The organism is Streptococcus sp. Marseille-P7376, assembly GCF_902460385.1.
Lineage (GTDB): Bacteria > Bacillota > Bacilli > Lactobacillales > Streptococcaceae > Streptococcus > Streptococcus sinensis.
The window spans coordinates 60,025-73,936 of record NZ_CABPTS010000005.1 but is presented as its reverse complement, the minus strand read 5'-3'; the positions used below and the strand labels follow the sequence as shown (position 1 = coordinate 73,936).

12 protein-coding genes are annotated in these 13,912 nt (G+C 43.2%); 11 read left to right on the top strand and 1 reads right to left on the bottom strand.

Annotated features, from left to right (window positions below; translation table 11 throughout):
• Positions 1 to 65 precede the first annotated feature (65 nt).
• Positions 66 to 899, bottom strand: coding sequence for a LysR family transcriptional regulator (locus FZ952_RS04395; protein ID WP_148880754.1), 834 nt, complete (start codon positions 897 to 899; stop codon positions 66 to 68).
• A 116-nt stretch (positions 900 to 1,015) separates the two neighbouring features.
• Between FZ952_RS04395 and FZ952_RS04390 the strand changes: the two genes are divergently transcribed.
• The 11 genes from FZ952_RS04390 to FZ952_RS04345 all read left to right on the top strand — a co-directional run bounded on the left by FZ952_RS04390 (position 1,016) and on the right by FZ952_RS04345 (position 13,906).
• Positions 1,016 to 1,858, top strand: coding sequence for an aldo/keto reductase (locus tag FZ952_RS04390; protein WP_148880753.1), 843 nt, complete (start codon positions 1,016 to 1,018; stop codon positions 1,856 to 1,858).
• A 50-nt stretch (positions 1,859 to 1,908) separates the two neighbouring features.
• Positions 1,909 to 2,670, top strand: coding sequence for a carboxymuconolactone decarboxylase family protein (locus FZ952_RS04385; protein WP_148880752.1), 762 nt, complete (start codon positions 1,909 to 1,911; stop codon positions 2,668 to 2,670).
• A gap of 93 nt (positions 2,671 to 2,763) precedes the next feature.
• Positions 2,764 to 3,801 carry a zinc-binding dehydrogenase gene (locus FZ952_RS04380; RefSeq protein ID WP_148880751.1) on the top strand — a complete coding sequence of 346 codons (1,038 nt, stop codon included), beginning with the start codon at positions 2,764 to 2,766 and terminating at the stop codon, positions 3,799 to 3,801.
• Between the two features lie 299 nt (positions 3,802 to 4,100).
• Positions 4,101 to 4,790 (top strand): VIT family protein, encoded by a 690-nt coding sequence (locus tag FZ952_RS04375; protein ID WP_148880750.1) that lies wholly within the window; start codon positions 4,101 to 4,103, stop codon positions 4,788 to 4,790.
• Between the two features lie 322 nt (positions 4,791 to 5,112).
• Positions 5,113 to 6,924: a glutamine--fructose-6-phosphate transaminase (isomerizing) gene (gene glmS, locus FZ952_RS04370; RefSeq protein ID WP_148880749.1), complete on the top strand. Its 1,812-nt coding sequence runs from the start codon at positions 5,113 to 5,115 to the stop codon at positions 6,922 to 6,924.
• Between the two features lie 524 nt (positions 6,925 to 7,448).
• Positions 7,449 to 9,578 carry an ATP-dependent Clp protease ATP-binding subunit gene (locus FZ952_RS04365; protein ID WP_148880748.1) on the top strand — a complete coding sequence of 710 codons (2,130 nt, stop codon included), beginning with the start codon at positions 7,449 to 7,451 and terminating at the stop codon, positions 9,576 to 9,578.
• Positions 9,579 to 9,719: 141 nt separating this feature from the next.
• Positions 9,720 to 9,965 carry a hypothetical protein gene (locus FZ952_RS04360; RefSeq protein WP_037618571.1) on the top strand — a complete coding sequence of 82 codons (246 nt, stop codon included), beginning with the start codon at positions 9,720 to 9,722 and terminating at the stop codon, positions 9,963 to 9,965.
• Positions 9,966 to 10,108: 143 nt separating this feature from the next.
• Entirely contained in the window at positions 10,109 to 10,267 is a 159-nt protein-coding gene (locus FZ952_RS11570) for a hypothetical protein (RefSeq protein ID WP_187423867.1), read from the top strand.
• 96 nt (positions 10,268 to 10,363) lie between these two features.
• Positions 10,364 to 12,340 carry a transketolase gene (gene tkt / locus FZ952_RS04355; RefSeq protein WP_148880747.1) on the top strand — a complete coding sequence of 659 codons (1,977 nt, stop codon included), beginning with the start codon at positions 10,364 to 10,366 and terminating at the stop codon, positions 12,338 to 12,340.
• 118 nt (positions 12,341 to 12,458) lie between these two features.
• Complete coding sequence (gene yajC, locus FZ952_RS04350) at positions 12,459 to 12,794, top strand: preprotein translocase subunit YajC (RefSeq protein ID WP_037618567.1); 336 nt, start codon at positions 12,459 to 12,461, stop codon at positions 12,792 to 12,794.
• 362 nt (positions 12,795 to 13,156) lie between these two features.
• Positions 13,157 to 13,906, top strand: a complete 750-nt coding sequence (locus FZ952_RS04345; RefSeq protein WP_148880746.1) for an isoprenyl transferase — start codon at positions 13,157 to 13,159, stop codon at positions 13,904 to 13,906.
• Positions 13,907 to 13,912 lie beyond the last annotated feature (6 nt).

The following is a 13,912-nucleotide window of genomic DNA, read 5'->3' as shown; positions in this document are numbered from 1 at the left end:
GCCATTATTACTAAATATAAAAGAGACCTCGAGAATATTTTTCTCGAGGTCTTTTACTGGCGATTTTAAATATTTATTAAGTCAGTCAAGTTGATTTCGGGATTAAGAGAAACTAAATGATAGCGGACATGTGCTTCAGGGTTGGAAATAGGTATCATTACTCGGTCGTCCTGAATCTTTTCTCTTTCTTGGCTGAGATTAGTTGCAAAGCGGGGAAGTGTAGAATTGTAGGCCAATTCTTCAAACTCAAAGCGGTTGGACTGGATCAGAAATTTTGAAGCTGGCATTTTTTCTTGAACCAATTCATTCCAAAATCCAATTTGATCCATTAGGAGAAAGTTATAACCATTGATTGCCTCGAAGCTAACGGACTCTAGACGAGCCAAATCATGACCCGTCGTGACTGCGATGGCGAGTTCCTCCTGTAGATAAGGTAGACAGGTCGTTTGATTCTGCTCATACGCAAATGGGAGAACAGCTAGGTCGATTTCTCTCTTCTCAATAGCTTCCATTACCTTGTGGATAGAGCAAATTTGATGGCTAATTTGTTTATTGGGATAGAGGGTGGTTAACTGTGGCAGCAGAGACCAAAGTGGTGCAGGAGCGACTGAAGCAATTGTAATGGTTTTGAGGCTTTGATCAAACTGTCTGACTTCTTTGATACCCTGCTGACTAGTACTTAAAATTCTGTGCGCAACTTCAACAGCACGCTCTCCTGTTTCATTCAACGAAATCCGATTAGCACTGCGGTCAAAAAGGGGAACACCAAAATCTTCTTCCAAGTGTTGCATGGAACGTGATAAGGAAGGTGTCGAAATGAGGAATTTCTCTGCAACTTTAGAGAGAGTTCCTAATTCTTTAAAGGCGACGAGCTGTTCGAGTTCTTCTAGATTAAGCATGTTTACCTCTTTCTCACTTTTCGTTTTATGAAAACTAGCTTGCTTTATTACTAGTGTACAAAATTTTCAAGCGGGTGTAAACTAGAAGTATCAAAAGAAACAAGGGGATACAAAATATGTTTTACAAAACTTTAAATAACAAGGTTAAAATGCCACAATTAGGATTTGGAGTCTACCAAACACCGGTAGATGAAACCAAGCGTGCAGTTCTTGATGCTATCGAAGTCGGTTATCGTGCCTTTGATACCGCTCAATCTTATGGCAATGAATCAGGTGTGGGAGAAGCTATCAAGGAATCTGGCCTTCCGCGGGAAGAATTTTTCATCACCACCAAGATTTGGATTAGCAATGCTGGCTATGAGAAGGCCAAGGCATCCATTGAAGAATCCTTGCAAAAAATGCAAACAGATTATATCGATCTTTTGCTGATTCATCAGCCTTTCGGTGATTACTATGGAACTTACAAAGCTATGGAGGAAGCCTACAAGGCTGGTAAGCTCCGTGCTATTGGGGTTTCAAACTTCTCACCAGATCGTTTTATCGATTTGCAGCATTTTGTAGAAATCAAGCCAGCTGTAAATCAGATTGAAACGCACATCTTTCAACAGCAAAAAGTGGCCAAGACTTATTTAGATAAATACAACTGCCAAATCGAATCTTGGGGACCTTTTGCAGAAGGGCGCAATGATTTCTTCAATACGCCAACTCTAAAAGAAATTGGAGAAAAATATGAGAAATCTGTTGCTCAAGTAGCACTGCGTTTTCTTCTTCAAAGTGATGTTGTGGTGATTCCTAAGTCTGTTCGCAAAGAACGCATGCAGGAAAACTTCAATATCTTTGACTTTGAATTGACGGCAGAAGAGATGGCAGCCATTCAAGATTTAGATCAAGAAAAATCTCTCTTCTTTGACCATCAAGATCCAGAAACAGCAGAATTTTTCATGACATTGGTAAAATAGCAAGATTGAATTTTTAGGGAAGTTAAAATCTAAGCAAAGGAAGAAAAATTATGTCAAAAATCAAACAAACAGCAGGGAGAGATGCCCTAGGTGACTTTGCACCAGAATTTGCCTATTTTAATGATGATATTCTCTTTGGAGAAAATTGGAATAACCAAGATATTGACCTGAAAACAAGATGTATTATCACGGTTGTAGCACTGATGGCATCCGGTATCACAGATCAATCCTTGTCTTACCATCTTGCAAATGCTAAGAAGCATGGGGTAAGCAAAAAAGAAATTGCTGCCATCATTACGCATGTGGCTTTTTATGCAGGCTGGCCAAAAGCATGGGCCGTTTTCAACCTAGCTAAAGCACTCTGGACGGAGGATGTCCCGTCAGACGCTAGTGCAAAAGAAGCTTATCAAGCTTCAATATTTTTTCCAATTGGACAAGACAATAGTGCCTATGAACAATACTTTGTGGGTCAATCCTATTTAGCTCCAATCTCGGATGGAGCTTTCCCAATCTTTAATATTACTTTCGAACCAGGCTGTCGCAATCATTGGCATAGCCATAGAGCTACTAAAGGCGGGGGACAAGTCATTATCTGTGTGGGTGGTCAAGGACATTATCAAGAATGGGGAAAAGAGCCTATGAAACTCCAACCTGGTGACACCGTTACCATCCCAGCCAATACAAAGCACTGGCATGGTGCTAGCAAGGATTCTTGGTTCTCTCATTTAGCTTTTGAAATTCCTGGTGAAAATACTAGTACGGAATGGAGTGAGCCTGTGTCTGAAGAAGACTATTTCAAAGCACAAGAGTAATACGTTTTATACCCTCACGCATTCTGACTTCATACAAAAATTTACAAAAAGTGTATAATAAAAGTGATAAACTAATAGAAAAGGAGTGGTTCTATGAAGAAAACAGTCTATACAAAAGCTGGTCAGGTTGGCCTTGTTGAAGTGGACCGTCCGCAAATCATTGAGGCAGATGATGCCATTATTCGGATCGTTCGGACCTGTGTCTGTGGTTCAGACCTGTGGCATTATCGCAATCCAGATATTGAAAAAGGCCATCAGAATAGCGGGCACGAAGCGATTGGTATCGTTGAGGCAATTGGTGATGGAGTGACGACCGTTAAACCTGGCGATTTTGTTATTGCTCCATTTACTCATGGATGCGGGGAATGTGATGCTTGTCGAGCAGGATATGATGGCACCTGTGATCGTCATATTGGCAATAACTGGTCAGATGGCGTGCAAGCAGAATATATGCGCTTCGAATTTGCCAACTGGTCTCTTATAAAAATCCCAGGACAACCGTCAGACTATACAGAAGGTATGCTAAAGTCCCTCTTGACTCTTGCGGATGTGATGCCAACTGGCTATCATGCTGCGCGTGTGGCAGATGTGAAACCTGGTGATAAGGTGGTCGTGATTGGTGATGGGGCTGTTGGGCAATGCGCTGTTATTGCTGCGAAAATGCGCGGTGCTTCCCAAATTGTTCTCATGAGTCGCCATGAAGACCGACAAAAAATGGCCTTGGAGTCAGGTGCAACTGCTGTTGTTGCGGAACGCGGCGAAGAAGGTATTGCCAAGGTGCGTGAGATTCTAGGTGGTGGTGCTGATGCAGCTCTGGAATGCGTGGGAACAGAAGCGGCTGTTGATCAAGCGCTTGGAGTCCTTCACAATGGTGGTCGGATGGGCTTTGTTGGGGTTCCTCACTATAATAATCGCGCGATCGGTTCAACTTTTGCCCAAAACTTAACTGTAGCAGGAGGCGCAGCCTCTGTCACGACTTACGACAAACAGTTCTTGCTGAAAGCTGTCCTTGATGGGGATATTAATCCAGGTCGCGTCTTTACTTCAAGCTATAAACTAGAAGATATTGACCAAGCATATAAGGATATGGATGAACGCAAGACCATTAAGGCTATGATTGTCATGGATTAACAAAGCATGGCTGGAGTTGGAGCAAGATGATCTTCACTTTGACGACTCCTTAGTTATAAGATTCTCATATTAGATATATCTAACTAAAAAGTGAACAAGGAAGAATTCTGACTATTACAGAAGACTATTTTGTTCGTTTTTTATATTTTAGTTTGAACTTGTGTCCCAAGCTTATTTCTTTATTCATGGGATGGATTTTTATCTTAAATCGTGGAACTTTTCTCATTTTCTTGTTTTTCCTTGTATTAGACAGAGATTTTATTTATAATGATTATAAATAAAAAGGAAGAAGTTTTAGAATGGAAGAACATAAAATTGACAAGAACTTTAGTGGCCGGTTGAATATTTTGAGGGCAGGGGTTCTGGGAGCCAACGACGGGATTATTTCTATAGCTGGTGTAGTAATTGGGGTGGCCAGTGCCACTCAGGATGTCTGGATTATCTTTTTATCTGGTTTAGCTGCCGTCTTTGCTGGGGCATTTTCTATGGCTGGTGGAGAGTATGTTTCTGTTTCTACTCAAAAGGATACAGAGGAAGCTGCAGTAACTAGGGAGCGGGAACTTTTGATGAAAAATCCAGACATCGCTAGGCAGTCTCTCTATGCAGCCTATGTCCAAAATGGCGAGTGCGAGACCTCTGCCCAACTCCTGACCAATCGGGCTTTCTTGCAGGATCCGCTCAAGGCCTTGGTGGAGGAAAAGTACGGTATCGAGGTAGAGGAGTTTACCAATCCCTGGCAGGCGGCTCTCTCTAGTTTTATCGCTTTTGCGATTGGAGCTCTTTTCCCGATGCTCACAATTATCCTGCTTCCTGCTAGCATCCGTATTTGGGCGACGGTCCTGATTGTAGCTTTGGCTCTATTGGGAACGGGCTACACCAGCGCTAAACTAGGTAAAGCTCCGATTAAAAATGCCATGATTCGAAATCTAGCCATTGGTCTTTTGACCATGGCCGTGACCTATCTGGTAGGGCAGTTCTTTGCAGTTTAAGGGCTCTTGAAAGTCGGGAAGCGGTATTTCCTAGCGTCCTTTTATTTGTAAACGGAAAACGGTGTTTTAGAAATCAGTTGTCAGATTAAAAGTAGGCTGTCGTCAGTTTGTAAGGTCAAGATAGTATTGGTGTAGCTTCAAAATCCTTGTCCTGATAAGGTTCATAGGATTTTTAAAAGGAACTATACCAATTTTTTGTTGACAAAATCTGAATAGGTGTGTATACTGTTTCTGTCTGTGAATGAAAAGATAAAAAAGACTATACCAATTTTGAATCAAGGAGGAGCTAGCCTTTTGTCAGCAAAAGGTTAGAAGTAAAACTATGTGTGGAATCGTCGGAGTGGTGGGGAACCGCAATGCAACAGATATTTTGATGCAAGGGCTTGAAAAGTTAGAGTACCGAGGCTATGATTCGGCTGGAATTTTTGTTACAACAGGGAAAAAATCCAGCTTGGTTAAGTCTGTTGGCCGGATTGCTGATCTTCGTGCAAAGATTGGCATCGATGTAGCTGGCTCAACTGGTATCGGCCACACGCGCTGGGCAACCCATGGGAAACCAAGTGAGAATAATGCCCATCCCCACACCTCTCAGACGGGTCGCTTTGTGATGGTTCACAACGGCGTGATTGAAAATTATCTGGATATCAAAAATAACTATCTTGCTGACCATGATTTTAAAGGGCAGACAGATACAGAAATTACAGTCCATTTGATTGGAAAATTTGCAGAAGAAGACGGACTCTCTGTTCTAGATGCTTTCCGCAAGGCTCTTCACATTATCGAAGGTTCCTACGCTTTTGCTTTGGTAGATGCCGAAGATCCTTCTACAATCTACGTTGCTAAAAACAAGTCTCCGCTTTTGATTGGCTTGGGCGAAGGCTGCAACATGATCTGCTCCGATGCCATGGCTATGATTCGTGAGACCAGCGAATATATGGAAATCCATGATAAAGAGCTGGTTATCGTGACTGCAAATAGTGTAGAAGTGCAAGACTACGAAGGCAATGTTCTTGAACGGGGCAGCTATACAGCTGAGCTGGATCTGTCTGATATCGGCAAAGGCACTTATCCTTACTACATGTTGAAGGAAATTGATGAGCAGCCGACCGTGATGCGCAAGCTGATCAGCACCTATGCGGATGAAAATAATAAGATGCTGATTGATCCTGCCATCATCAAGACAGTCCAAGAAGCTGATCGCATTTATATCATTGCTGCTGGAACTTCTTATCATGCTGGTTACGCTTCTAAACGAATGCTGGAAGAGCTGACGGATACGCCAGTTGAGCTGGGCATTTCTTCTGAATGGGGCTATGCCATGCCACTCCTCAGCAAGAAACCACTCTTCATCTTCATCAGCCAATCTGGTGAGACAGCAGATAGCCGCCAAGTCTTGGTCAAGGCTAATGAGTTGGGCATTCCTAGCCTGACAGTAACCAATGTGCCAGGTTCAACCTTGTCTCGGGAAGCCAAGCACACCTTGCTTCTCCATGCTGGACCAGAAATCGCCGTGGCTTCAACCAAAGCCTACACCGCGCAAATCGCTGCCCTAGCTTTCTTAGCCAAGGCAGTCGGTGATGCCAACGGCAACGAAAAAGCCAAGAATTTTGATTTGGTTCATGAGCTGTCTATCGTAGCCCAGTCTATTGAGGCCATTCTTTCTGAGAAAGAGCTGATTGACAGCAAGGTGCGTGATTTGTTAGTAGATACTCGCAGTGCCTTTTACATCGGCCGTGGTCAGGACTATTATGTGGCGATGGAAGCCAGCCTCAAGCTCAAGGAAATTTCCTATATCCAGTGTGAAGGCTTTGCGGCAGGCGAGCTTAAGCATGGTACGATTTCCCTGATTGAAGAGGGGACTCCTGTGCTGGCCCTACTCTCAGATGAAGTCCTGTCTAGTCATACTCGCGGTAATGTCTCTGAAGTTGTAGCGCGTGGAGCCAAGGTTTTGACGATTGCTGAGGAAAATGTGGCTAAGGACGAAGATGACATTGTCTTGAGTCAAGTTCACCCTTATTTGTCTCCGATTTCGATGGTGGTACCGACCCAGCTGATTGCTTATTTTGCAACCTTGCACCGTGGTTTGGATGTGGATAAACCGCGCAATCTCGCTAAGTCTGTTACTGTAGAATAAGAGCAGTAGCTGATTATCTAGTAGAATCTTGAAAACTTCAGATATTGAAGGTCCCCTAATTTTAGTTTAGGGGATTCTTTGTTTTTATTAATCAGTATTATCAAGTAAAGGAATGTTTCTAAATTAGTTTGGTGGAATCTTTTTCTTTGAGTTATTAAAAATTATGTAAATTTTTTATTCAAACCTATTGACAAGGGGTAAAAAAGAATGTATAATTACAACTGTAAACAAAAAAGTTTACACAGGATTTATTCAGAAGATGAGGAAATAGCCAGAAGGCATTTATTTTTTACAGGAGGCAAAATTATGTAAAATCATATTCTTCTGGAGCAGATAGAATTCATCCATAAAATAAAAGACTAGAACAGTCTTAATTTTTGGAAATCGAATAAGTTATGTAAAATAATAGATAGGAGAAAATCTCCCAAATGAATATTTATAGTAGATAAGGAAAAGATTTCTTATCTAAAATTTCAGCAAAAATAAAAATTATGTAAAAAAATATAAAAAAGTGAGGCAATGCTATGAACAACAACTACAACAATTTTAACAATATGGACGACCTTTTCAACCAACTCATGGGGCGCATGGGTGGCTACAACAGTGAAAATCGTCGTTATTTAATCAATGGTCGAGAGGTAACGCCGGAAGAGTTTGCCCAGTACCGGGCTACTGGCAAGCTCCCTGGTCAAGGAGCAGGTGAGCAGACTGGACAAACCACTGCTCATGGGCCAAAACAAGATGGTATTCTGGCTAAGCTAGGACGTAATCTGACCCAGGAAGCGCGTGAGGATAAGCTGGATCCGGTCATTGGCCGCAATAAGGAAATTCAGGAAACTGCTGAAATTCTTTCACGTCGGACCAAGAATAATCCAGTTCTGGTCGGGGATGCCGGTGTCGGAAAGACAGCCGTCGTAGAAGGATTGGCCCAGGCTATCGTCAATGGTGACGTGCCAGCGGCCATCAAGAACAAGGAAGTTATTTCTATTGATATTTCCGGCCTAGAAGCCGGCACTCAGTATCGTGGCAGCTTTGAGGAAAATATCCAAAACTTGGTCAATGAAGTCAAGGAATCCGGCAATATTATTCTCTTCTTTGATGAAATCCATCAAATTCTGGGTGCAGGATCTACTGGCGGAGATAGCGGTTCTAAGGGACTGGCAGATATTCTCAAACCGGCCCTTTCGCGCGGTGAGCTGACCGTCATCGGGGCTACTACTCAGGACGAGTACCGCAATACCATTCTCAAAAATGCAGCTCTGGCTCGTCGTTTCAATGAAGTTAAGGTCAATGCACCGTCTGCCGAAGATACCTATAAGATTCTCCAAGGTATCCGCGACTTGTACGAAAAGCACCACAATGTGATCCTGCCGGATGAAGTGCTGAAAGCAGCAGTGGATTACTCTGTCCAGTATATTCCGCAGCGGAGTCTGCCGGACAAGGCGATTGACCTGGTTGATGTGACAGCTGCCCACTTAGCAGCCCAGCATCCAGTGACCGATGTCCACACGGTTGAGCGTGAGATTGCTGAGCAGAAGGCTAAGCAGGAAGCAGCTGTTGAGAAAGAAGATTATGAAGCAGCTTTGAATGCCAAGACCCGCATTGAAGAGCTGGAAAAGAAAATTCAAAACCACACCGAGGACATGAAGGTGACGGCTACGGTCAACGATGTAGCGGAGTCTGTTGAACGGATGACGGGAGTGCCTGTCTCTCAGATGGGGGCCAGCGACATTGAGCGCCTCAAGGGCATGAATGACCGTCTCAAAGCAAAGGTGATTGGCCAAGACAAGGCTGTAGAAGCTGTAGCAAGAGCCATCCGCCGTAATCGCGCAGGATTTGATGAAGGCAACCGTCCAATTGGAAGCTTCCTCTTCGTTGGTCCAACAGGCGTCGGCAAGACCGAACTGGCTAAGCAGCTGGCTCTGGATATGTTTGGTACTAAGGAAGCCATCATCCGTCTGGATATGTCTGAATACTCTGACCGGACCGCGGTTTCCAAACTGATTGGTACTACTGCGGGCTATGTCGGCTATGATGACAACAGTAATACCCTGACCGAGCGTGTACGCCGCAATCCTTACTCTATCATCCTCTTGGATGAGATTGAAAAGGCGGATCCACAGGTGATTACCCTTCTCCTTCAAGTTCTGGATGACGGTCGTTTGACAGATGGTCAAGGGAATACTGTCAACTTCAAGAACACGGTCATCATTGCAACTTCCAATGCCGGATTTGGCTATGAAGCTGGCTTGGAAGAGGATGCAGAGAAACCTGAACTGATGGACCGACTCAAACCTTATTTCCGTCCAGAGTTCCTCAATCGTTTCAACGCGGTTATTGAGTTCTCTCATCTTAAGAAAGAAGATTTGATGGAGATTGTAGATCTCATGTTGATTGAAGTCAATCAAACTCTCAGCAAGAAAGAGATTGATCTGGCTGTATCAGATGCAGCTAAGGAATTCCTGCGCGATGCTGGTTACGACCAAGTCATGGGAGTTCGTCCGCTCCGCCGTGTCATCGAGCAGCAAATTCGTGACAAGGTGACCGACTTCCACTTGGATAATCTAGATGCTAAGCACTTGACTGCAGATATGGAAGATGGTGTTCTGGTTATTCGTGAAAAATCAGCAACAGATGGTACTGAAAAAGCTTAAAAATTTTCTGAAATAAAATCCAGTTGATTTTCAGCTGGATTTTTCTACTTTTTTATGCAAAATAAGCATTTATATATATAAATATAGTAGAAAAGGTGTATAATAGTTTAGAAGAGATTAATTTTAGGAAAGGATTTAAGGATGAAAAGATTGGATATTACATCAATGTCTGATTATAAAAAGGTAGAAGCAGTCGTTCAGTTGCTAATCAATGGTACTTTGACCAGTTACCGTGTTGCTACCGATGCAAATGTCAGCAAAATGAGCATCTTGACTTTAGCTAAAGGCACTAGCAAGATTAAGAATATCACTTATCAAACAGCGCTTGCTTTAATTGAATGGTATGAAGAAAACCATGAAAAGTATGGGATTACAATAAAGAATTAGGCAGAATATTTGAATGCTAGAAGACCATGAGTGTATAAACTCATGGTTTTTATTTACCTTGTCTCTGACTCAGAGTCAATTTTAATAGGTATAATATTGTTATTAGTTTTGTGTTTTCCTGCGGATTGAAAATGAGTAAGAAAATGAGAAAAGATTTTTATGTCGTCGGACGCAGTGATCTCTTGGTTTTGACAGCTGAGCTTGTTCAATTCCGGTTTCTTCTGAAAAAACTAGGAAGACATGACTGGCAGGAAGCTGAAAGACTGATGGTTTGGGGAGAAAAGCGCTTCCGTTATTGCTAGAAAGACAAAATTATACTATAATAGTAGATGTAGAATAGAAAAAGAAGGTGATTGCGCTTGCTGAGTAAGCGCTCTTATTTTCGAAAGGAGAACTCAATGTCACAATTATCAGTTAATGCCATTCGCTTTTTAGGGATTGACGCAATTGAAAAGTCTAAGTCAGGTCACCCTGGTGTGGTCATGGGCGCTGCGCCGATGGCTTATGACTTGTTTACTAAGCAACTGCGTATCAATCCAGAAGAGCCAAACTGGATTAACCGCGACCGCTTCGTTCTGTCTGCAGGACACGGCTCTATGTTGCTCTACGCATTACTTCATCTTTCTGGTTTTAAGGATGTTAGCATAGAAGAAATCAAGAACTTCCGCCAATGGGGTTCTAAGACACCAGGTCACCCAGAGTTTGGCCACACAGCTGGTGTTGATGCGACGACTGGACCATTGGGACAAGGGATTTCTACAGCGACTGGTTTTGCTCAGGCAGAGCGTTTCTTGGCAGCTAAGTATAACCGTGATAGCTATCCGATTTTTGACCATTATACCTATGTCATCTGTGGCGACGGTGATTTGATGGAAGGGGTTTCATCTGAAGCGGCTTCCTATGCTGGTTTGCAAAAGCTGGATAAGCTGGTTGTTCTCTATGATTCAAATGATATCAACTTAGATGGAGAGACTAAGGACTCCTTTACAGAAAATGTCCGTGCTCGCTATGACGCTTACGGTTGGCACACTGCTTTGGTGGAAGACGGAACAGACCTTGCAGCCATTGATGCAGCTATCAATGCAGCGAAAGCTTCTGGTAAGCCGTCTTTGATTGAAGTCAAGACTATTATCGGTCATGGCGCGCCAAACAAGCAAGGTACGAATGCTGTTCACGGTGCGCCTCTTGGAGCAGAAGAAGCGGAAGCTACTCGTAAAGCCTTGGGCTGGGACTATGCACCATTTGAGATTCCTGAGGAAGTCTATGCTGACTACCGTACAAATGTAGCAGAGCGTGGTGCAACAGCATACGATGCATGGAAACAGCTAGTAGAGGACTACAAGCAAGCCCATCCAGAATTAGCTGAAGAAGTAGCAGCCATCATTGCTGGTCAGGATCCAGTAGAGATCAAACCAGAAGATTTCCCAGTGCTTGAAAATGGCTTCTCTCAAGCGACCCGTAATTCTAGTCAGGATGCCCTCAATGCAGCAGCTAAGGTGCTTCCAACTTTCCTTGGCGGTTCTGCTGACTTAGCTCACTCCAATATGACCTATATCAAGGAAGATGGCCTGCAAGATGATGCCCACCGTCTCAACCGCAACATCCAATTTGGTGTGCGCGAGTTTGCTATGGGAACAATTCTCAACGGTATGGCGCTTCATGGTGGTCTTCGCGTCTATGGTGGTACCTTCTTCGTCTTCTCAGACTATGTTAAGGCAGCTGTCCGTTTGTCTGCCCTTCAAGGTTTGCCAGTGACTTATGTCTTCACGCACGACTCCATTGCAGTTGGTGAAGATGGACCGACTCACGAGCCGATTGAGCATTTGGCTGGTCTGCGTGCTATTCCAAACCTGACTGTTTTCCGCCCAGCAGATGCGCGTGAAACTCAGGCGGCTTGGTATCTGGCCCTTAAGAGCCAGTCCACTCCGACTGCTTTGGTCTTGACTCGTCAGAATCTGACAGTTGAAGAAGGCACAGACTTTGACAAGGTATCTAAAGGAGCTTATGTGGTCTACGAAACAGGAGCAGATTTCGATACCATCTTGCTAGCTTCTGGTTCTGAGGTTAATTTGGCTGTCGCAGCTGCTAAAGCACTTGCAGCAGAAGGTGCTAAAATTCGCGTGGTCAGCGTACCATCAACAGAGCTTTTTGATGCTCAAGATGCAGCCTACAAAGAAGAAATTTTGCCAAATGCAGTTCGTCGCCGCGTAGCGATCGAGATGGCAGCTAGCCAGCCTTGGTACAAGTATGTCGGTCTAGACGGTGCAGTTATCGGAATTGACCAGTTCGGTGCATCTGCTCCAGCAGGAAAGGTGCTGGAAGAATACGGCTTTACAGTTGAGCACGTAGTAGAAGTTGTTAAAAATCTTAAATAAAAGAGAAAAAAATCAGGGTGCAAGTCATCCTGATTTTTTGGAAATCATTTTCCTACCTTGTCAAAATGGCCAAAATCTGCTATAGTAGTTACGATATGAATTCCAAAGGAGAAGAGAAATGAATCCAACAATGTTGATTGTTATGGTTGTGGTGATGGTGGGAATGATGTATTTCCAAGTACGGACACAGAAAAAGCAAGCTGAAAAACGTATGGAAAGCCTTAATAAACTGCAAAAAGGCTATGAGGTCATTACAATTGGTGGTCTTTATGGGACTATTGACGAAGTCGATTCAGAGCGTAAGACAGTTGTCTTGGATGTAGACGGTGTTTACCTGACATTTGAATTGACAGCTATCAAGACTGTTCTGCCACTGACAGAAGGTATTCCAGCTGCCGCAGGAGTAGAGGGTGATGTTGCTGTTTCTGAAGAAGATTCTGCAATTGAAGAATAATACTGATCATAGAGAGTCTGGGACAAAAGTCCGACCTCAAGTATAAAAAGCGAACAAAACTAGTTTTCTGGTAATCAGAATTCTGCTTTGTTCGCTTTTCGCATTTAATTATATATTTGAAGGGCTTAATAATTAAGATTTTTAAAAATTGAAATCTTTTTGTCCCAGACTCTTTTTCTTTTATAGGCATTTGTAAGTCCATATTTTACAATTTTATACTTGTAAAATACTATTGAAACTTGTTTGTGCGCACATCCATCTTTTCATTATCAGATCTGACAGACGAAAAGTCAGCTCTCCTGCCCACATTTAAAGGATTTATGATATAATGAAATGATAAAACTTTAAATAGGATAAAAAATATGTTTAGTTTTAAGAAAAAAGAAAAGTCAGATGAAGATTTGACTGTTCCCAAGCATCTAGGGATTATCATGGATGGCAATGGTCGTTGGGCCAAAAAGCGCATGCAGCCACGTATTTTTGGACACAAGGCAGGCATGGAAGCCCTGCAAGCGGTGACGATTGCAGCCAAGGAGATGGGCGTGCAGGTTTTGACTGTCTATGCCTTTTCAACGGAAAACTGGACGCGACCAGAAAAAGAAGTGTCCTTCATTATGAATTTGCCGGTTGAGTTTTATGATCGCTATGTGCCAGAACTGCACAGAAATAATGTGAAAATTCAAATGATTGGCGACACGAAGCGACTTCCTAAAGCAACATTTGAGGCCTTGGAGAAGGCTGAGGAGCTGACTCGCTTGAATACGGGGCTGATTTTGAATTTCGCCCTAAACTACGGCGGACGAGCTGAAATCAATCGAGCGGTCCAGAAGCTTGCCCAAGATGTTTTAGACGCTAAAGTCCAACCAGCGGATATTACAGAGGAAATGATTGGAGATTATCTCTATACCAGCAGTCTGCCTGCAAGTTTGCGGGATCCTGACTTAGTGATTCGTACGAGTGGCGAACTGCGCCTTAGCAATTTCCTGCCTTGGCAGACAGCATATAGTGAGCTTTATTTTACAGATATCCTTTGGCCGGATTTTGATGAAAATGCCCTGAAGGATGCGATTGTAGAGTATAATCGCCGCAATCGACGATTTGGCGGTGTGTAAGGGAGT